General features: G+C 45.4%; 13 protein-coding genes. 2 read left to right on the forward strand and 11 right to left on the reverse strand.

Annotated features, from left to right (window positions below; all coding sequences use genetic code 11):
• Nucleotides 1–70 precede the first annotated feature (70 nt).
• From ABD031_RS10705 to ABD031_RS10725, 5 genes are all read right to left on the reverse strand, one after another.
• Nucleotides 71–2,086: a radical SAM protein gene (locus ABD031_RS10705; RefSeq protein WP_343851218.1), complete on the reverse strand. Its 2,016-nt coding sequence runs from the start codon at nt 2,084–2,086 to the stop codon at nt 71–73.
• A gap of 1 nt (nt 2,087) precedes the next feature.
• Nucleotides 2,088–3,641, reverse strand: coding sequence for an ATP-binding protein (locus ABD031_RS10710; protein ID WP_343851220.1), 1,554 nt, complete (start codon nt 3,639–3,641; stop codon nt 2,088–2,090).
• Nucleotides 3,634–5,301: an ATP-binding protein gene (locus ABD031_RS10715; protein WP_343851222.1), complete on the reverse strand. Its 1,668-nt coding sequence runs from the start codon at nt 5,299–5,301 to the stop codon at nt 3,634–3,636. The genes ABD031_RS10710 and ABD031_RS10715 overlap by 8 nt, the downstream gene beginning before the upstream one ends.
• Nucleotides 5,302–5,304: 3 nt before the next feature.
• Complete coding sequence (locus ABD031_RS10720) at nt 5,305–6,450, reverse strand: hypothetical protein (RefSeq protein ID WP_343851224.1); 1,146 nt, start codon at nt 6,448–6,450, stop codon at nt 5,305–5,307.
• Between the two features lie 344 nt (nt 6,451–6,794).
• Nucleotides 6,795–8,924 carry an SMP-30/gluconolactonase/LRE family protein gene (locus tag ABD031_RS10725; protein WP_343851226.1) on the reverse strand — a complete coding sequence of 710 codons (2,130 nt, stop codon included), beginning with the start codon at nt 8,922–8,924 and terminating at the stop codon, nt 6,795–6,797.
• Nucleotides 8,925–9,213: 289 nt separating this feature from the next.
• Here ABD031_RS10725 and ABD031_RS10730 point away from each other — a divergent pair, with 289 nt between their 5' ends.
• On the forward strand, nt 9,214–9,441 hold the full coding sequence (locus ABD031_RS10730; protein WP_343851228.1) for a UPF0175 family protein: 228 nt from the start codon (nt 9,214–9,216) through the stop codon (nt 9,439–9,441).
• Nucleotides 9,434–9,685, forward strand: a complete 252-nt coding sequence (locus ABD031_RS22455; protein ID WP_486276903.1) for a PIN domain-containing protein — start codon at nt 9,434–9,436, stop codon at nt 9,683–9,685. The genes ABD031_RS10730 and ABD031_RS22455 overlap by 8 nt, the downstream gene beginning before the upstream one ends.
• A gap of 75 nt (nt 9,686–9,760) precedes the next feature.
• Here the strand turns inward: ABD031_RS22455 and ABD031_RS10735 are convergent, their stop codons facing one another.
• The 6 genes from ABD031_RS10735 to cysS form a co-directional block, all read right to left on the reverse strand.
• On the reverse strand, nt 9,761–11,113 hold the full coding sequence (locus tag ABD031_RS10735) for a purple acid phosphatase family protein (RefSeq protein ID WP_343851230.1): 1,353 nt from the start codon (nt 11,111–11,113) through the stop codon (nt 9,761–9,763).
• A gap of 382 nt (nt 11,114–11,495) precedes the next feature.
• Nucleotides 11,496–14,939, reverse strand: coding sequence for a ThuA domain-containing protein (locus tag ABD031_RS10740; protein WP_343851232.1), 3,444 nt, complete (start codon nt 14,937–14,939; stop codon nt 11,496–11,498).
• A 749-nt stretch (nt 14,940–15,688) separates the two neighbouring features.
• Nucleotides 15,689–16,837, reverse strand: coding sequence for a galactokinase (galK, locus tag ABD031_RS10745; RefSeq protein WP_343851234.1), 1,149 nt, complete (start codon nt 16,835–16,837; stop codon nt 15,689–15,691).
• Nucleotides 16,838–16,909: 72 nt separating this feature from the next.
• Nucleotides 16,910–17,944: a LacI family DNA-binding transcriptional regulator gene (locus ABD031_RS10750; RefSeq protein ID WP_343851236.1), complete on the reverse strand. Its 1,035-nt coding sequence runs from the start codon at nt 17,942–17,944 to the stop codon at nt 16,910–16,912.
• Nucleotides 17,945–18,018: 74 nt separating this feature from the next.
• Entirely contained in the window at nt 18,019–18,999 is a 981-nt protein-coding gene (locus ABD031_RS10755) for a M28 family peptidase (protein ID WP_343851238.1), read from the reverse strand.
• Nucleotides 18,989–20,482, reverse strand: coding sequence for a cysteine--tRNA ligase (gene cysS / locus ABD031_RS10760; RefSeq protein WP_343851241.1), 1,494 nt, complete (start codon nt 20,480–20,482; stop codon nt 18,989–18,991). The genes ABD031_RS10755 and cysS overlap by 11 nt, the downstream gene beginning before the upstream one ends.
• Nucleotides 20,483–20,804 lie beyond the last annotated feature (322 nt).

Genomic DNA, 20,804 nt, shown 5'->3' on the forward strand with positions numbered 1-20,804 from the left:
TCAATATTGAAATTTACTTTGGTTCTAATCGATTGCTGCCATATTATATTTTGACTTTCAAGTTTGTAAATTAGTGTTCACCTATGATAGGGCTTGGTTCTCGTTCCTCATAATCGTATGTTAATGTCAAATCCATAAATTGATCACTTTCGATCAGGTGGTCAAATTTTTTTCTGAGTTCCAAATATTCATCATCGCTTTTCTTTACATCCTCGCGAGTTACTGTATAAAACTCCAAAACGCTCAAAATTTCAGCATTCTTGGTTTTGTCCGACAAATTTGAGAAATCGTTATTTTCGATAATAGCTTTTGCTTCAGGCCAAAGCTCCATATTTGACTTAATTGAATGAAATTGAGCTTTCCATTTTTTTGTTAAGCCTAATTCTTCTTCAAACAATTGGCGATAAATGATGAACGTTTCGGGCATATAAAGTAGAATCATATACTCATTTACATCTGAACCGTAAGCTTTTTGGAAAAACGATCGCTCAGGAGGGACAATTCCCCTCGTCGCATTACTTATCGATTGAATTGCACGTATAAATTTTTTATTCCAGAGCTTACCTGTATGATGTCTGTGCTTTGCCTCTTCGCCAAATAGAGGGATGTACTTCATTGGGAACGAATAAATATGGATATTCAATTCCTCAGACAACTCCATATTTATTTGCATCCTCAAGTAAAGCTCTTCCGGCTTGTCCTTAAAGTTGAAGAGTAGGTAGTTCGAAAGCCGATTGATGTCATATTTAGCTGCCAGACGTACTGCATGTTCATATTGTTTCCTAATTCCCCAATAGTCGAAAGCTATTCTCAACGGATTAATGGGGATCTCACTAATCATCTTCATTATTTCATCAGTGACATATCGGGCATCTGTCCCTTGGTTGAAATCTACATACCGATTTCTTGGTGCCTTGTTGCGGTATTTTTCAAAGATATCCTTCAATTCTTCACTGGCACTAAGTATATTTTCTTTGGTAACGGTTTCAAATTTGATGAGTTGATATTGATCATATATGTCATATACACTTTGGGCAATCTCTCCCTTCACTCTCTTCTCAATAAAGTCCTTCAAAATTGAATAACTCCGTTTTATGTATGCAGCATCATTGACTCCCTTTTTGAGGTTTCGAATGGCAATTTCTAATTGATTGGGTTCAACGTATTTTGCGCCTTTCACGAATCCCATCTCCTTAATCTCTTGAATGATTTCAGGGAACTTTGGAGATGCAAGGACATTGTTGTCCATCAGAAGCAAATTCTGTTGTTCACCATAGCGTTCATCTATTAAGGCGAATTTGTTCTTAGTAGGTATTTTTTCTTTATACGTGGGCTCCAGAATGGGGACTGAACAAAAGGCACAAGTCCTTGTGCAGCCTTTTGTCATAAAAGTAAAATAAGCGCTTCCAGTGGGGTAGTTGTAATCTATCTCATCCAAAATCGAATAATCCAACGGCAAATCGTCAATGACCAAATGTTTTGCTTTAGCGATATGAGGGTCGAGCATCCCAGGTCTATCCAAAATTCCCTCAAATGGTTTGATACCCGTTTCTGCCTCCACTTCCTTCGCCAATAATGAAGCTAAAACACCGCCGATCTTGAGTTCTTTCTGATCCTTTACAAGGCACTTGGCATCCTCGATTGTCTTAATTGTAATGTCCCAATAAAATGTAAATAACGTCGTGATATACACTCTATCCCATTTGGGGTCTTCTTCGTACTTCCTGTTTTTATAGTAATCAGAGAAATGTTTGAGCCAAATCTCAAAAAGAGGGATTTGATTCGTTGAACTCTGGTCGAGCTCATCAAGAAAAGTTTTCAATTTTGTTGAATGACCAGATTTTAAATAACCAACAATTTCATCCGACTTCCTCCGCCAATCAATCGTGTTGTTTATTTCATTTAATTTATCTAGGCAGTCGTTTAATACTTGACTAAAAACAAACTCCTTTAAGTCACCTTTATAAAACACCACATGATCCCCTAGCATCCGGTGATAAGTTGCAATTTTCATCAAGCCAATTGGTGGGTACTTGTTTTTGTATCCCGGCTCTATCAGGAGTATTTTTCTTATTTCCTTACTCATCTTACTTGCATAAATCTTCCTTAATTTTTTCTTTCAAAATGTTTGCTATATCCTTTGGTAGCACATTGTCTATTACCGCATATATCTGGGAGACTAACTTTCTGTCTTTACGACTCAAACTGGTAATATCGTCGGTCATGTATTTGGGTTTTCCCTTATTATTTGAGATAGTCAAAGTTTCAATCACCGGTTCCTTTTCACCTACCACCTTTTCAAATACTTTTTGCTGTGATGAAGAGCTGCTAATAGCTTTTGCCTGAGCTTTTTCCAGCTCTTTACTTGCTATTTCCGCTATTTCCTTCTTTAATTCAAGTTTCTGGAGGTATTCCCTTTGTTCCTTAATATTGGTAAAGCCACTTAAGGTTGATTTTTCCTCGAACTCTTTTGAGAATGAATTGTAATCGTCAATTTTCTTTATCTGGTTCCTGACATTCGAAGAGAAATAATAGAGTTTATGTAACTCCTCAAATTTTGCTCTAACAAGCTTTTCAAACTCACTTAAATCTGAATTTTCAAGAAAGTAGTCTCGTCTGGCATTGGGTATAAGTTCGGGGCTAATCGTGTGTATCTCACCAAAAAAATATTTAGTTCCTCGTGCTTCTTTAAATAGTTTTGTCAAGGTTTCGTCTAGTCCAATTTGAATATTTCCCTTTCTTAATCGTAAGCTTCTTGCTGTATTCACGCTAGGAATAACTTTGGTGAAATTTGAAATACTATGCCAACCCCAAGCCAAGAGCCTATTTTTTGAGCTTCTGATTTCAAAAAGTTCAATATCATGAATTTCATCTATCTTTTTCTTATTCCCCTGATCTCCCTCATAAATGCTTGTGGTGTAAGCTTTGAATACTTGATCATTATTTACAGAAATTGAATATTCATCGATTTTAAAATCTAATTCTTCCGCCTTATCGGAGATTTTTCTTTTAAAAATAAACCCTTTTGAATATGGGACGGGTGCAACCATAGTCAGGTACTGGTAAACGTCCTCTTTGTCCAACAATGAGGTATTGCTAACACCTTTCATGGTGACTCTGAAATAGTGAGAGTCTTTTGATTCCTTTTCAGTTTGAAAATCTGTTACCTCGTCAATTACAACGGTTGCCTCTTCCTTGGTGGCTCTGTTATTGATGATGGCCTTTAGTTTTTGGGAATCCCAGATAAGAATAGATTTTGCCTCTTCTCCTTTTAAGCTGGTTTCGAAAATTAGTTTATCACAATAAGCCAAGCCGCCGAGTCGCCCAATTCCTCTAAACCCTTTGTTCTTAGTACGGTCTTTAGTTGATTGGGCAATGTTTTTAAGGATTTCTTGTACTTTATTGCTTTCAATACCTGTCGCATTGTCAAAGATCGAAATTGTCTTTGCTGTAGCGTCAATATTTATTTCAATTTTCCCTTCTCCTAAGTTTGTAAAGATGCCATCCTCTACCGCTTTGTCAATCTGATCAGCACTATTTTGGATATACTCTCTAAAAATAAAACGGGAGTCCTCATACATTCCTAATGTCAATGACTCTATGACATCTTTGCCTATTTTCGTTTCTACAGTGTTAACCATTCGGGAATTGTTTATAAAGGGGTCTTGGGAATTTTATATTCAGTAGCGAACGGAAAACAGGATGTTCAATAATGTATTCACCAGGATCTAATCTGGTCATCATATTTTTATAGACGGGTGGAACAAATCTGTAATCTCCTTTTGAAATTTCGATTGCATTTGTTCGACCATAGGCATGAGTAGCACAGTTTCCTTTTACCCTATCATGTATTGCGCTCTTGAATTGCTCAACTGAAAACAGTATAATGCCGAGAGAGCGACCTCTTTCTGATATGTCAATAATTTGTCTGAGAATAGGTGAGTCTTTTGGAATATCCTTTGACGCATATTTGTTTAACTCATCGATAAAGATGACAATTTTTGAAGGTATTTCATTTTCGTTTCTATCTTCCTGCCCAAGTTTTAGATCATAAATTGCCCGGATGACATCTCCAAAAACAAAGGCCTGGGTGTCTTGATCCAACTTTGCTATATCGATTACATGAATATCATTCTTTTTGATATCCTTGATTGAATCCCTTAATCGTATCTCATTTTTCTCTGGAACAACCCGTTGGCTAAAAATTGAATTGTTTAGTGCTTTGGAAATTACTCTTTTGAATTTACGCCAGCTCATTACAGAGATTTCCTTGTCACTACCCTGCTGTCCTGCTTTAGTAAAGTCTCCAACCTTGTTGATGAACTGTGCCCAACTTGTAACTTCCCCAAATCCCCCTTGGTCTGTTACAATAAAATTAATGATTGATTCCATAGTGCCGGTGGAATCTTCGATATTGGAAAACAGTAAATCTAAATTCAACTTATCATCTTCAAATACATATTTGTATTTAAAACCCTTATTTGCGTCAATTTGAGCCTCAATGTCAGAGTTTTGCCCGTAGCTATATGTCTTGGAAGTTGATTGGTCTGAATATGGATAGTGATACTTTGCATTTTTAAAAGGCTCAGTTGAAAGTCCCAGCATATTTGTGTACCTAATTTTCTCTTCTACTGTCAATTCTTCATTTGGTTCATCAATCGCCAACAGATCTCTCCCTTTTACATTAAACATGACAAAAGCAATTGAATCGTCGCTACCATCGGTTTTCAAATATTGTTCTTGAATGGCCTTCATCAAGAACATTGTATAAGAAGTTTTTGCCGCAAGTCCAGAAATACCAGATATATTTAAATGAGCTCCTTCTGGCCCAATCAAGAATTGTGAGTTTAGATGGACAGGGAGAGTAATTTTATCCTCGGCTCGATACATTTCCATATATCCACATACCAGTGGGTTTTTAATGTTATTGAGACCAAGTGCTTGTAAGACTTCTGCTTGTTCAGCGAGTCCGACTTTACTTCCGTCCAGAACAGGGGTGTAAATGCTTTTATCATTACCTAGTACTTTAGCTTTTACAAAATTCATCCCAATCCTATGCATATTTGGTTCATTATCGACATCACCAAAGTCGCTAGAAATAAAGTTGCTCAAATAACTGGCTGAGTCTGTGATATGAGAAATCTCCTCAATGACTCCAAAAGATATTGAACCTTCAATATGCTCTACTTTTACAACATCAAAAGGATTTAGTATCCGTTGCTTGTTAGTCCAAAAATAGAATTCGTCTATTGTTGTAGGATTTTTTTCTGTTGCCGCAACTTTGCCAATAGTTTTTGTCATAATTTAAAATAGGTTGATAAAATGAATATCGCTTAGATATTTACTTTTAATATAACTTTCCGTCAAATGAATGGGATAAAGATGCTTTGCCCATCTATCGTCTTTTCCATAACAAACAGGATTGCGTTCGTTAATTATATTTGCACTTATTAAATCTATTTCATCAGAATCCAAGCCCTCTTCTTCCTGAATATCCCTTACAAGTATTTTTTCGATTTTTAACACCCCGTCAAATGGGCTTAGAGTTTCCCGAATCCTTAAATACCAAACAGCGAATTTTACATCTGGAATCCTTTCTGTTTGGTACATAAAAGCTGGTGTTCTATGATATATTTTGAGTTCAGCTATGCTTCGAGAAATATCTCTAACATCATTCGATAGAGCTTCGGGGTTAAATGCTTTTGAAACTCCGATTACACAATCATAATTTGACTTTATCTGAGAGAGTTCTCTAGCTTCACTACTTTTCATGTATTCTAAGGATCCGTCTTTTATCAAAAAGGAGTCAGAATTAAGTTTCCTTGCCTTTACAAGCTCAAAAACGACTCTTTGCTCCAGTGCAATCATCTCATCTTGTATCCTGGCTATTCCTCGATCTTCATATTTGTCATTCTCCTTTAGTGCGGTGTTCTTATATGGAAGGATTTTGCTAAAATTTAGTTTTTGTGTTTTTAGGATTTCTTGTCCGTTTAATTTCTTAATGAGGTTCGTGAAAAACTGGTCATTGTTACCAATTGTTGTTTGGGCGTTGGCATTCTCAGGAATTGAAATAACAAGTGGGTTTTTTAAGTTTACAGGCTTGAAGGTGTGTTTATCTTTCCGCTCACAAACAGCCACACCAATTTGTCCCGCAATGATGGGGTAAAGCCTTTTTCCATAAGCTATGTCGTCGACCTTATATGTTCGTCGAGATCCGTCCAAAAAGTACTTAAAAAGCGGGGACCCGTTTTCGCCTATTTTATCCGCTAAGTTTTTGACTGATTTTGTAGTTGTCAAGCTCTTATCTGTCTCTCCTTTTTTCTTTACTTGGATTCCTCTTTTATCTTCATAGTCCATTTTCGGAATGTCTACGGATTCAAAGCAGTATTTGTAAGATTTGTAGTTTTTGCCGTCCGTTTCTTTGGCAATAAAATCTAATATTTTTTGCATAGTCAGATCATTTGAAAAGCGGTCGTGTGTTTGTTTGAATTTCGCAATCGATTTTGCAGAAAAAATTTCAATTCCGCCTAATCACTCAGTTTTTCTCCCGCCGAAAGGCATCTTAGCGAGCTATATTTCCTTAAAGCGAGTTTTCTCCCTTTTTATTTTGTGGATCATCGAGACGGGAGCAAACTTCCATTTAGTTTTTGGATTCCTATACCTTGTGATGGGCGAAATATACAGTTTCATTCCGTTTTTCCTTCAATTTGCTTTTGAAATCCTAAAAAATATCATTTGTAAATTTACAGTTGAAAAAGCCCAAGGTTCTCACCCTGGGCCGTTTGCATGATCGGTCAATTCTCGATCAGCTGATGGTATCTCGCCATGTAGTAGGGGAGGAGATAGAAGGTGCCTTCCTGCTCGGCATCGCCTCCACCGACTTCGCGAAATTCTAAAGCGAAACCGTCACGGTCTTGGCGCACATGGCCACGCTCATCCACCGGCACGGCGTAGGTGTCGTACCGCCAGCCCTTGCCTGGGCTTTGTCCCGGCGTAGGATCAAAGGCCACATCCAGGCGATGTGTGTTGTCCATCTCGTAGCCGATCATATCCAGGGGGATGCGCTCAAGCGTCTCGATGATGTCGCCGGTCTTGGCATCCCACGAACTATACAACTTCGTGCGGGCAGGAGCATAGAGCTTGTTTTCCGGGAATACCACCGCCGGATCGAAGACTCCTTCGGCTGCTTTCTCGGTAAACTTCTGCGCCAAGGCACCATAGAGGGTATTCCAAAACGCGTTCTTTTGCTTGCTGATATGCAGCCAGGCATACTCCAGTGATTCGCGGTACATGAGTAGGAGCTCGGGATCTTTTTCGTAGTTGATCAAGCCATAGAAGCTCATCAGCGAGAGGTTATTGTCCCAGGGCACGACATTGTCCGGTGGGAAAAACTCCTTGGCATGCATGGCATTGATATGGTAGTTGTATTTGTCGCGAAGCATCTTGGCCGTCTCTTCATACTTGGCATCGCCGGTCACGTGACTGGCCACATTCAGGAAGGACAGCATCATCATTGAGTTGAGGCCGCGCTGATCCCAGCCCCAGAAGGAGGCCATGTACTCCGGTGAGAAATTGCCCCAGCGGGTCGGCTTGCCGTCATGATCCATGAGCATAAAGCCGTTGCGGATCAGGTGATCGGTGATGTCTGCCACCACCTCGCGAACCATCGCCTTTTCCTCCTCTGTCTTGGCGACCAGATCATAGTAGATCGCATAGAAGAAGTAGTGCCCGGCCAGTTCATCCGAACTGGTATCGCATTTCCACATATACTTGCCGTCTTCGCTGGTCGGGAAGCGGGGATAGATGTCCTTCCAGAAAGGGTCCGATTGCTGATGCCGCTTGTTGTACTCCCTGCTGTACTGCTCGTTGACGGGTTCGCGGTAGTCTATCGGGATGATCACCCGTGCCGGAAAGCCGGGTTCGTGGGTGATGTCCACCAGCCATTTGCAGGCTTCCAAGCTACGGTCTGCCAAGGCTTTGGCTTCTGCATCGCCGGTTACTGCATATCGGAAAGCCTGTGCGGCACCATACATCGATGTGTACATGCCGTCATTGTCCGAGATTCCGAGTTCGTAAGAATCTTTGTCAAAGGGAACCTTGAGGTTGTTGGGAGCTACAAAGCCCATCCGCACATGGCGGTCTTCGGTCATCTTGGTGAAGTATTTGGCCTTTTCCTCGTAAGTCATCTCCACGGACTCGATCTGGCTGATCCCCTTGGCAGTTGCAATCCAGACGGTTCCGGATGCGTCGACTGCAAGGTCATTTACCTGGTCGTCCGGCAACCAGCGGCGGCTGAAGCGGTAGTAGAAATAGTCGTCTGCTACGCGTATTGCGCCTTTTTCGGTGCCAAACCAAACCTCACCATTCGGACCGGCGGCTGCATTGGTGAAGTGGTTGTAGGGAAGGCCTTCTGCTCCGGTGAAAAGTTTCCATTGATTTCCCTCCAATCTTCCGACACCTTGCTCTGCGCCAAACCAAAGATTGCCCTTGCTGTCCACCACCAATGCGGCGACTTCCCGCGGCGACCAGCTATAGCTGCTGTCGGCGGGTAGGACAGCTTCCCAAGCTCCCGATGACGACTTTTGATATAGGCCGTTTTCGGTGCCGATCCACTGGCTGCCGAGGTGATCAACTGCCGAGAGGACTTTGCCGGAACCTGCCGGAAGGTTTTTCTCCGGGTTGGTTTTTACAGCGATTTTATTTTTGGAAGCAGTCCATTTACCTTCTTTGAATTCATAGAAAGCTCCCTTGGACTGAGCGATGGGAATCCCGCCGATGACCTGAATCCGATCTATCGCTCCGGCGGGCAGTCCACTACCCCCTTCGTGTATCGTGGCGACATCCTGGTAAAAGGTCTTTTCCTGTATGTGGGGGATAAATCCGGCGCACAACAGGATTATAAAAGCTGCTATGAAAAATTTCATCTGAAGGTGGTTATGAGTTGTGTTTTTGACTCGATGAGGGAGGAATTTTCCTCGGCAAACAGGGCATACTTCTAATACTGACAATTTACCCGATAGGGCTAATCTGAGTGATATAGTTTATTTCTTATGAAAGAGTCTGAATCAACGACCTGCCAACATTTCCAAAAGGCCGAACTTTGAAAAGCTTTGTTCAGTAACTTCGATGTATGGAAATTTGAACTTCTGGTGCAAGCAATTGCACTCTGTCTCAATATTTGATGTTCCATTGAAATCAGATAAATTAGAGACTATGAAAGTATTGACACTCAATATTCCTGACAGTTTGGACTTGGACGATTTGCAAGTGGCCATGATTGTGGCAAGCAGGCTCTATGAGCAGGGCAAACTTTCGCTCGGACAGGCAGCTGAAATGACTGGTTTGTCTAAACGGACGTTCGCTGAATTATTAGGCACCTACGAGGTTTCAATTTTTAACTACCCCGCTGCAGATCTAGCTAGTGACGGGACCAATGCCTAGTGTCATCATTTCCGACACGAGTTGCTTCATTGTTTTAACCAACATTGGAGAACTTGGACTTCTGCAGAAACTTTACGGCAGGATTACAACTACCCAGGAAATTGTGTCCGAATTTGGTGAATCGCTTCCAGATAGGCTGAAATTGGAAGCGTCGTCGATAAGTCCAAGCAAATACTTCTTGAGTACCGACTTTCGATTTTCCCATGAAATAGAACTGCAAGCTATGGATGAAGCCAACGGATGAGCCTTTTGAAACAAACAATATTTAGGAGTTGCAAAGGATGTTCCGCGGAATGAATTCCTTTCCCCTTTCCGACTTTTACTTCTTTGGCGAATAAAGTCCTCCCGGAAAAAGCTTTTCAGGATGGCTCTCAGAGGAAATGTGCTCGACAAACTGATTGAAGCCTTTCTCTTGCTTTCGCAGATCAAAAGAATCATACAAGTCGCCCAGCACGGTGTAGGCGCGGAACTGGAGTAGATCACCCTCGATGGTTATTTCTTGATAAAACTGCGTGTTAAGACCAACCCGATCCATCCAGCGTTTTTCTTCCAAAATGCCGTATTGTTTTGGCCCTGCGACAGAGATCAGATAGACCGGGCCAGCTTGACCTTTTGATACTTCGATGGTTTTATACTGTCTATTTCCGCGTCCATACATGTGATCATGGCCTTGCAGCACGAGATCCACCTGGTGTTTTTCAAAAATAGGTTGCCAAGCATTTCTGAGTTCCGGATAGTCGCCGTGGCGCCCATCTCTGGCTGAGAAGAGCGGATGGTGATAGGAAATGACCGTCCAAGTTTGTGGATTGTCTTTTAAAACCGTTTCCAGCCATTCCGTTTGGATGCGGAGATCTTCCTCCGAATTCAAAGCAATCAGGCTATTGAGGACGATTAGCCGCATGGAATTGTAGTCGATGTAATAAGCACTTTCTTCCAGTCCCTTCGGGCCGTTTTTAGGCAGTTCAAATTGCGCATTCCAGAAGACACTGAGGGACGACTCCTCGGCTCCGGGCAACATGTCGTACTCATGGTTTCCGGTCACGGGTACAATGTGCATTACCGAAGGGATATGACCCAGCGCCCGAAACCATTCCTGCCATTGAGATGCATCGTGCCCGTTGTTGACGCAGTCCCCGGCGAAAAGCATGAACGCCGCCTCCGGCCTATGAGCATAGGCCGCTCGTACTGCCCGGGTGCCCCATTCCAAGATGTCGTTTTGGATATCTCCCAGATAAAGGAAGGAATAAGGAGAGGCATCATTTTTCGGTGTTGAAAAATCATTCCAGCCAGTCCATCCGCCTGTTTGGTCACCGACACGATAGAGGTAAGTTTGGCCGGGGATCAAGTTCTGGAAAGTTGCCGAATAATAGTAATGAGTTTGATTCGAGTCGCTCTCCAGTTTTTGGACGGTAGGAGTGATGCTTTGCAAAGGGAGTGTAGTTGGAGAATCCGTCGCCAGCCCGATTTGTGCCAAAGGCGCTGCCACCGGATTTTTGGTTCTCCAGGTAACACTTTGCGAAGTCGCAGGATCACCGCTCCAAGTCAGTATCACGTGCTCCGGAAAAGTACTTTGGGCCAAGGTGAAATTGCTCAGAAGAAAAAGTGGGAAAACGAATGTCAGAATGGTTTTAAACCGAAAAGAAGAAATCATGTCCAGGTGTTGTTTATCCATTAGGATACTGGAAGAAAACCAAAAAAGGCCAGTTGAAATCGGGACATAGATTTTTTGCCACAAAGTTCTGTAAAGGATTTTATTGGAGATGTCCAAAGAACGTGGTATTGAACCTCTAAGTTTGAAGGAGTTATTAGCGTTTCTTAAAGACGCAGAGAAAAAAAGCGGAGGCTTCGGGGGAGCCTAGTAATTCAAAATTTTCAGGGTTAGCCTCCCAAAATTTTTGAGACTTTCTAGCTCTGCGAGAAGTAATTTGATCTCACGTAACGCGAAGTTCTCGGAGGATTTTTCCTGTTGAATACGATTGACTTAGCGTTTTGGAGAATCAAAAAAGCCATCCCGATTCCTCAGGATGGCTTTTTCAATGAAAATCAGCTAGGGATTACTTCGCGTTGAAGGTGATTCCCATCACGATGAAGGTTCCGATATCGCCACCTTTGGCATCCGTGACGAAGTAGAGTTTGTGCTTCTGTCCGTCAGTCGTACCGGTGATCGGAAGCGAGGTCTGATGCATCAGGACCGGCACGCCGGGAGGCGCAAATCCCGGGCCTGGCTGCTGCACACCTTCCGCGATCACTGTGCCTGTTGGGCTGTCGAGTCTTACTTCGAAGTGTACCGGAGCAGTGAGTGCTTCGCGAGATGCGTTCGAAAGCGTGATCGAACCGACACCACTTAGATCTGTGGGAGGAAGAGCGAAGTGTCCTTTTTCTGCAGGGACGATCAGCAAGTGTTGCCCGTCATACACCATCTTGGTGATTCCATCGAACTCGTTTATGTTTGAGATTGCCACCGTGTTGGAGGTCAAGATCAAGGAGTTAGAACCAGTCAATGGCTTGATGTTCTCTCCGCCTTTGTCGGTAAACGATGCGGAAATGATTAATGCGCCGGTTGGAGATGGAGTCTTGCCCATAGTCGCATCCAAAGTTCCTTTGGCACCAAGGTTAGGCTTGGAGTCCGCTCGCAGCGATAATACATAGCTCACCAAAGCATTGGCATCTGCGGCTTTCAAGTCAGGATTTGCAGGCATGGCGGTCTCTCCCCATACTCCGCTGCCGCCGGTTTTGATTTTGTTAAGCAGGTAGTCGCGGTCTCTTTCACGGTATTTTTTGGCGACATCCGCGTAGGCGGGGCCGATGGATTTTTCAGTTTCATTGTGACAGGTCTTACAGGTTAGCGACTGCACAAGCGCTTTGCCGTTCATGGCCTCACTCATGATCTTGTGGCCCATGTCTGCTTCCGCCAAGTCAACACCCGAAATGTAATCCGCAGATACGAACAAGGTGCTCAGATCCGAACCTGCAGTAGCGTCGTCCTGATCGGTGACAGAGACTGAATAGGCTACTTTTTTTCCGGGGAAATAGAAGGACTGGTTGCCGTCGATGGTGATCTGGATCTCCGGGGCAAAGTTGCCGGAATAAACAGCGACAGGCATGCTTGCACCGGAAAGGCCCGCCGGATCGTTGGCGGTCACTTTGACTTCATAGTCTCCCACGGTGTTGAAAGTATGAGTCAAAGTAGGCTCCGTGGTGGATTTGGTCTCGCCATTTCCAAGATCCCAAGTGTAGGACAAGACGTCATTTTCAGGATCGGATGCCGTGGCTGTGAACGTTACCGTCAATGGATTGCTTCCGGAAGTTTTGTCCACATTCAAAGCAGCTACGACCGGTGCACGGTTGCCGCCATTGTAATCGATTCGGAAAAGTCCCGCATCCGGGTTTTTGCTGAACCAGCCGTTGCCGTACTCCAGGATGTAAATTTTCCCGTCAGGGCCCATCTCCATATCGATCATTGCATTGAACTTGGTGCCTGGCATGAATGGTTCGATCTTTTCTAAGTCTCCGTTTTCATTCATCGTGACTACTTTGATCCAGCCTCTGATCCACTCGTAGATGAACAGTTTACCGTCGAAATAGTCAGGCATGCGGGTTTCTGAAGGATACATATCGGAATAATAGACCGGACCTGCCATCGCATTTCTGCCGCCTGTGCCCAAGGAAGGGAACTCGGGAGAAACGGCATACGGATACCAAATGAAGGCTGGCTCTACCGGAGGAAGGATTTTCAGTCCGGTGTTATTCGGAGAATTGTTCGCCGGTCCAGCCAAGTCAAACGCAGGGCCGGTTTCTCCAGTTTCGTAGTTGAATTCACGATAGGCGTAATTATTTCCAATTGTGTAAGGCCAGCCGAAATGTCCGGCTTTTCTTGCCTGATTGATTTCATCATATCCTCTTGGACCTTTGACAGCGAGTGAATCATTGTTGGCATCTGGGCCAACTTCACCCCAGTAGAGGAAGCCGGTTTTCTGATCGACAGAGATTCTATATGGATTTCTTAGGCCCTGCACAAAGATCTCAGGACGTGTGCCCTCAGTGCCTTTTGCGTATAGGTTGCCGTCCGGTACTGTGTAGCTTCCATCCTCCGCCACTTTGATCTTCAGAATTTTCCCTCTCAAATCGTTGGAGTTTCCGGAGCTTCTACGGGCGTCCCATTGCTTATTGCCTTCACGTCCATCCAGGGGTGCATAGGAATTTAATGTAGTCGGCGTTCCAGGTTGGTTGAAAGGCGTTGAGTTGTCGCCTGTGGATAGAAAGAGATTTCCGTCCGCATCGAAAGCTATAGAACCGCCAGTATGGCAGCAGATTCCCCGTTGGGAGTAAAGCTCCAAGATGACTTTTTCGGACGCCATGTCCCATACGCCATCTTTGAAGACGAAGCGGGAAAGTCGGTTGATTTCTTCTTCGCCGGTCGGCGCATAGTACGCAAATACAAAGTTGTTTTGCGCATAGTTCGGGTCTTTTTGAATTCCCAAAAGCCCTTCTTCTGCATTGACGCCTTTTACGTCAGTTTTCCAGTATACGTCTAGCTTGGCGACTTCCTTGAGCTCACCGGTTGCGGGGTTGTAGTGCAGGATTTCTCCTCTCCTTTGGGCTACCAAGATGTCGAGGTTGGGTAAGATGGTCATCTCGGTTGGTTCAGTAAACTGGCCTGTAGAAAGCGCGGTTTTGGTGAAGCGGTTTTCTTCTGGAACTCGCTTGGATTTTGCTTTGGAGTAATCCAAGGCCAGATTGTCTCCAATGGCATACGCTATACCTGCCTGCAAGTGCTTCAGGAATTCAGCTTCTTGATACGACTCCTCGGTGTGGCCACCTCCTGTGTAGTAGGCGCGGCCTCCGTCGTAGTCATGATACCATGCGATCGGATGTTCGCCCATATCTAGTCCCCCTTGATAGGAGGCTTCGTCCAGCATCAAGAGTTTCTTAGTGTCAGGATTGATGTTTTTGTAGCTGTACCATTCGTCGGTTCTTTCCCATGATTCTGGAAGAAAGTCGACTGAGGGGTGTTTTTCCCCTGTTTTGGTGATTTTGCCTGCCTGCACATTAGGGTGAGGATCGTTGATGCCGGGATGATCTGCAAAGTAACCGCCGACCATTTTGCCATACCAGCCCCACTCATACTCTGTGTCGGCTGCGGCGTGGATGCCGACAAATCCTCCACCAGACTGGATGTATCGTTCAAGGTCAGCTTCTTGGAAGCTGTTAAGCACATCTCCTGTGGTGCTGAGGAAGATGACGGCGGCATATTGCGCCAGGTTGTCCTCGGTGATGTACTCCGCATTTTTAGTGGTGTCCACCTGAAAGCCATTTTCGGCTCCCAACTTCTGGATCGCAGCGATACCGGAAGGGATGGATTCATGGTAAAATCCTGCTGTTTTGCTGAAAATCAGGACTTTTGGGTTTCCTTCGCGCTTTTTGGTACAAGCCGAAAATCCAAGTCCCACAGCCAAGAGCAACAGAATAAGGCTACGTAGGTTTTTGGGTAAATACATATAGGTAAGTTTTTTTGGGGAAATTAGGGAAAAATATAGATACTGGAAGAAGCGTGAGGGAATCGCCTGGTTTTACTTTTAATTTTTTTCAAATCAGGCTTCTAAATGAAGATATTATTTCGGGGCAGGAAGCTATAAGCCAGTTCTAGCCTCGATTGACAGCCCCTACCAATGACGGATTGGTCACGGCGGGTGAGGCGGGAGGGAAGCAGTCGATTAGTTAATAGCCAAAATGCCGTAGGCATGGTTGATTGACTAGCCAGCTATTTCAATGGCTGGAATCAAAGATCCAGTGAATTTTAAAAAAAATGCCGTAGGCATGACCGATAATGGTGTGTTCATGTCGGGTTCTGAAAATAAATTTTTAAGGCTTCGACTCCGCTCAGCCTGACACATCAATTGACAAATCAGGCTTCTAAATGATGAGATTGGCTCAGGGCGGGAAATCCCAATCCAGTTCTAGCGTCGATTGACAGCCCCTACCAATGGCGGATTCGTCACGGCGGGTGAGGCGGGAGGGAAGCAGTCGATTAGTTAATAGCCAAAATGCCGTAGGCATGGTTGATTGACTAGCCAGCCATTTCAATGGCTGGAATCAAAGATCCAGTGAATTTTAAAAAAAATGCCGTAGGCATGACCGATAATAGTATGTTCATATCGGATTCTGAAAATAAGTTTTTAAGGCTTTGACTCCGCTCAGCCTGACATCGACCTTTCGACTCCGCTCAAGGTGACGGTACCCCTGTCTTTTACTCCAAGATCGAAGCTCCGGCGCTGATCTTTACCCGGATAAAATCCGGACTGATGCCGAATTTTTTCTGGTAAGCCTGCTCCATCGACTTTTCAAAATGGACGATTTCGGAGTTTTTCACCAAGTTGATCGTGCAGCCGCCAAAGCCACCGCCCATCATTCGCGACCCTAAAACCCCGTCCATTTCCCAAGAAGCCTCTGCCAAAAAATCCAGTTCAGCGCAGCTGACTTCGTAGTCTTTACTAAGACTTTCATGGGAAGCTTTGAGAAGCGCCCCAAACAATTGTAATTCGCCGGATTTCAGCGCTTTGCCAGCCTGATGAACTCGGGCGTTTTCGGTGATCTGATGTTTGGCTTTCGGGAAAAGCTCAACCGGCAACAGTTTCTCCACCTGATCCAACTCAGACAGGGCAATATCTCTCATCGTGATGATCCCCGGAAAAGAAGCCGAGAGAATCCGCACGCTTTCTTCGCAGGCTTCGCGGCGTTTGTTGTAAGCCGAGTCGGCCAAGGAATGCTTCACTTTTGAATTGACCAAGACAAGAGCGTATTCTCCAAACTCCGCAGGAATTTCCTCATGTGTGTTGCCGCGGCAGTCTAGGAGGAGGGCTTTGCCTTTTTCTCCAAAAGCTGAGGCATAGGGATCCATTATGCCGCATTTGACACCGGCAAAAAGATGCTCCGACTTTTGTCCGTATAGGGCGATGGATTTTTTGGGGATCTGAAATCCGAAAAGAGCGGAGATCCCTGTCCCGATGGCAACAGAAAGAGCCGCTGACGAAGATAGCCCCGACCCTACGGGAATGTTTCCTCCAATGACCATGTCAAAACCCACGACGGGATAGCCAGCCTGCTTCAGCAGAGCAACCATTCCCATGACATACGTTGCCCAATGGCCTTTTTTCGGAGAAAATGCTTCCAGTTCAAAGGTGTATTGCTCGTCAAAATCCATCGAAAATAGCCGGCAAACATTGGTTTGGTTTTTCTGAATCGCGGCCCAGATTCCCTGTTCTACGGCGGCGGGAAAGACGAATCCTTCCTGATAGTCGGTATGTTCTCCGATCAGATTGATACGGCCTGGAGCAAAAGCAATGAGAGGAGAGGTTGAAAAGTGGGATAGGAAGCTTTCGGTAATCTGAGAGGTCATGGATTGATTGGTTGGTATCGGGTAGGAGTTACAAGTCTAGCATCAATGAGATATCAATAATTCAATAACTAATCACTTTTTCAGGTCAAAATGTTGGGAAGACTTGCGTGGCACTAGCGTAGTTTCGAGCACAATGGAGATCGGGTCATCGGAAGCGATGCCATCGAGCTGATCGAGCAGGTGGCTAACAGCCAACTTGCCCATCTCATAGCCGGGTTGCGCAACTGTGGTCAATGGAGGCTCCACGACAGCAGCGGTGGGGTTGTTGGTAAAACCGGCCAAGGCCATGTCTTGGGGGATTTTAATCCCGACGGATTTCCATTGGGTCAGGACATCTACAGCCACGGGATCGATCATACAAAACACTGCATCAGGTCTGGGTTGCATCTCTGCAATTGCTTTGGCAACTTCGATATTTCCTTCTGTGGTGAGATCAGATTTAAATATGAGTGTTGGGTCAATGTCAATCCCAAACTCTTTCAGCGCTTTGAGATAGCCCTCTTTTCTTTTTTTGGAAATATATAGATCCTCCGGTCCGGACACATAGACGATGCGTCTGTTCTCTCCCTCAAGCAAATGCTTTACTACCTGATAGGCTCCGCCGACATCGTTGAAAGTGACCTTGGATACGGGGATTTCTTCATTCACCCGGTCAAAAAGCACAAAATTGATCTCTCGGTTGTAGAGGTCATAGAGATGGTCAAATTGATTGGTCTCGCGGCTGAGCGAGATCAGCAGTCCATCCACCTGACTTGAAACGAGGGTTCGGATATTGGCTTTTTCCAGTTCGAGAGACTCATTGGACTGGCAGATCATCACGTTGTACCCACGCGTGTTGGCAGTATCCTGGATGCCGCTGATACAAGAGGCAAAAAAGTGGGAGGTAATCTCCGGCACGATTACACCAAGTGTCTTTGATCGGCTGATCCGGAGACTTTGCGCCAAAAGATTTGGCTGATAGTTCATCTCCTTGGCCATCTCCACGATCTTTCGCTTGGTTTCTGGATGGAGTTCGGGGGAATCTTTCAATGCCCGGGAGATAGTAGAAACCGACACGCCGAGCTTCTTGGCGATTTCCTTCATCGTAATCTGATGACCTTTTTTCATGATAGCGGGTGTCCTAAGCTAAAGTTTGCAATCGAGTGCACAGGCTCAAATTGCAAAAAACTTTATAATTTTCACTATTCCTGATATACTGTGTACAATACAGTCTCTCCCACCGCCTTCAGGGTGCGGGGATCGATCAATTCCATATTGTCTTGGTGCGTGTGGTGATAGTGGCTAAAACCAAAGTCGGGGGAGAACTCAATGATATCAATCGTCGGGATTCCTGCATGAGCATTGATGAAAGCGTGATCGTCAAGTATTTCCGGGGCGTCTTTTTGGATGAAAAAGTCAGAAAACCCGAGTTTGGCACCATGAGCCCAAACCTTCGAAACGATACCGCTGGCATACTGTCTGGAGTTACCTTCTCGATAAAATTTGGCGTTTTTTCCTCCTACCATATCGACCAAGATCCCATAGTACGCGGAGTAGTTTGGAATGTGTTTGTTTTTGGACCAGTACTGGGAACCGAGACACCACCAGAATTCCTGGGCGTTGTTTCGTGTTTTTGCATGTTCTGGCTCGCCGTCGTCCTCTCCGTCGAAGAGAATGATGTCGATGCCTACTTCCGGTTTGAGCTCTTGGGATGCGATCACTCGGGCGATTTCCATCAATACGCTGACGCCGGAAGCTCCGTCATTGGCTCCGTCGATGGGTTGGTCGATTCGCTGGGTGTCCTTGTCAGCTATCCTACGGGAGTCCCAGTGCGCAGCCAAAAGAATTCTTTTGGTCGCCTGGGGATTGTAGGAGGCAATGATATTGCTTAGGTCCCAGGTCAGGCCATCGTAGGTTTTTGCTTGGAAATCCTGCGTCTGCACGCTCCAACCGTAGCCTTCCAACTTGGAGATCATCCAGTTTTTTGCCTCGCTATGTCCTTTGGTACCGGGCACCCGGGGGCCGAAGTCTACCTGCTTTTGCACAAAGGCATATGCGGAATCCGCATTGAAAGCGGGGTAGGGCTTGACTACGACTTCCTCGACGACGGTTTCGGTGGTTTTTTCGCCCGAACATGCCCAAGCGAAAACCAGCAATCCAATCAGCCAAAATCTATTCTTCATAAGCCCAATCAATTTTTTCTTTCATGTCTTTGACTACAAAACCCATGGCTTTCAAACCCGTGCGGATTTCGTCCACTTTGGCGTAGTCGCGGGCGGTTTTTGCTTCGGAATAAAGCTTCAGAAGCAGGCTCAGCATGTCGTTCTGCACATCGCCCTTTTCCTCGATCAAGCCCAAGATGTCCACCACAAAGGTGATGAAGGTGTCTTTCAGCTTCGCAAAAATGTCCTCGCCCAAGGCCGCCGCAGCGAGCTGTCCGGTGAAGATGGAGTTGATCTTCTTTAACAGGTTGAACAAGTGTCCGATCGCCTGAGCCGTATTGAAGTCGTCGTCCATCGCGCGATAGGCGGCGGCGATGCTGGATTCGATCTGCTGGATTTGGTTTTCGTCCAAAGCCACCGAGTCATCTGGAGTAAATTCCAGCATGCGAGCGATGCGTAGCCCGTTGATCAGTTTCTTGTAACCCTTTTGGGCAGCTTTCAGCGCCTCATTGGAGAAGTCCAGCGTGGATCGATAGTGCGCCGTCAGCATGAAATACCGGATCGTCATCGGGCTATAGGCCTGCTCCAGCAGCTTGTGGTTGCCGGTGAAGAGCTCCTGCAGGTTGATAAAGTTGCCCAGGGACTTGCCCATCTTCTGTCCGTTGATGGTGATCATGTTGTTGTGCATCCAGTACTTGGCCGGATCGTGGTGATTGCAGGCATTTCCCTGCGCGATCTCGGCTTCGTGATGGGGGAAAAGCAAGTCCATCCCGCCGCCGTGAATATCAAAGTTGGTTCCCAAGTACTTGGAGCTCATGGCTGTACATTCTACATGCCAGCCCGGAAAGCCCATGCCCCAAGGAGACTCCCACTTCATGAGATGCTCGGGGGAGGCGTTTTTCCAAAGGGCAAAGTCAGCGGCATTCCGCTTTTCGTCCTGTCCGTCCAAAGCCCGGCTTCCGCTCATCAGGTCGTCCAAGACCCGGCCGGAAAGCTTACCGTATTGGTAGGTTTCGTTGTATTTGAGCACGTCGAAGTACACCGAGCCATCGACTACGTAGGCCAGTCCTTCTTTCAATATTGCCTCAGTCAGCGCAATCTGCTCCGGGATATGTCCGGTAGCGCGGGGCTCAATGCTTGGTTTCCAGGTATTGAGCAAAGCCATATCCCGATGGTAGTTGTCCGTGTACTGCTGGGCGACCTCCATGGGTTCCAACTGCTCGAGCTTGGCCTTTTTGGCGATCTTGTCTTCTCCCTCGTCGGCATCGCCCTGCAGGTGGCCCACGTCGGTGATGTTGCGCACATAGCGCACGCGGTAGCCAAGGTGGGTGAGGTATCGATTGACCGTGTCAAAGGTGACCGCCGGGCGGCCGTGTCCCAGGTGGGCGTCGCCATAGACGGTTGGACCGCAGACATACATGCCCACAAAGGGCGGGCTGATGGGTGCGAAGTCCTCCTTCTGGCGGGAAAGAGTGTTGTATAGCTTGAGTTGATGCGATTTCATAAGGAGTACGAAGTACAAAGTACAAAGTACCAAGTACGGGAATAGTCCGGTTTTGATTCAGGATGCAAAATAGGGGAATCCGCTACGGAATAGAAAGCGCCGTCTCCAAAAGCCCAAAATATCTCATTTGACTTTTCGTTTTTTGGGGTTTTGGCGGCTGTTCCAGAAGGAAATGATTTCTATTTGGGAAATGGTTACCACGTAAAAAATCAATTAATATTTTAGCGGAAGGGCTCTGGTGCCACGGTTTGAAATCAACCTCTCGAGGGATCGGTTTTCGCTAACGAAGCCAAAAGACGGTCGATTTCATTCAGTAGTTTTT

It is taken from the genome of Algoriphagus jejuensis, from assembly GCF_039523455.1.
Taxonomy (GTDB): domain Bacteria; phylum Bacteroidota; class Bacteroidia; order Cytophagales; family Cyclobacteriaceae; genus Algoriphagus; species Algoriphagus jejuensis.

Bases quoted from the DNA above. Each gene is read 5' to 3' on its own strand.
- ABD031_RS10705 (WP_343851218.1), bottom strand. From the start codon at position 2,086: ATGAGTAAGGAAATAAGAAAAATACTCCTGATAGAGCCGGGATACAAA.
- ABD031_RS10715 (WP_343851222.1), bottom strand. From the start codon at position 5,301: ATGACAAAAACTATTGGCAAAGTTGCGGCAACAGAAAAAAATCCTACA.
- ABD031_RS10755 (WP_343851238.1), bottom strand. From the start codon at position 18,999: ATGAAGAATAGATTTTGGCTGATTGGATTGCTGGTTTTCGCTTGGGCA.
- galK (WP_343851234.1), bottom strand. From the start codon at position 16,837: ATGACCTCTCAGATTACCGAAAGCTTCCTATCCCACTTTTCAACCTCT.
- ABD031_RS10735 (WP_343851230.1), bottom strand. From the start codon at position 11,113: ATGGATAAACAACACCTGGACATGATTTCTTCTTTTCGGTTTAAAACC.
- cysS (WP_343851241.1), bottom strand. From the start codon at position 20,482: ATGAAATCGCATCAACTCAAGCTATACAACACTCTTTCCCGCCAGAAG.
- ABD031_RS22455 (WP_486276903.1), top strand. From the start codon at position 9,434: ATGCCTAGTGTCATCATTTCCGACACGAGTTGCTTCATTGTTTTAACC.
- ABD031_RS10750 (WP_343851236.1), bottom strand. From the start codon at position 17,944: ATGAAAAAAGGTCATCAGATTACGATGAAGGAAATCGCCAAGAAGCTC.
- ABD031_RS10720 (WP_343851224.1), bottom strand. From the start codon at position 6,450: ATGCAAAAAATATTAGATTTTATTGCCAAAGAAACGGACGGCAAAAAC.
- ABD031_RS10730 (WP_343851228.1), top strand. From the start codon at position 9,214: ATGAAAGTATTGACACTCAATATTCCTGACAGTTTGGACTTGGACGAT.
- ABD031_RS10710 (WP_343851220.1), bottom strand. From the start codon at position 3,641: ATGGTTAACACTGTAGAAACGAAAATAGGCAAAGATGTCATAGAGTCA.
- ABD031_RS10725 (WP_343851226.1), bottom strand. From the start codon at position 8,924: ATGAAATTTTTCATAGCAGCTTTTATAATCCTGTTGTGCGCCGGATTT.
- ABD031_RS10740 (WP_343851232.1), bottom strand. From the start codon at position 14,939: ATGTATTTACCCAAAAACCTACGTAGCCTTATTCTGTTGCTCTTGGCT.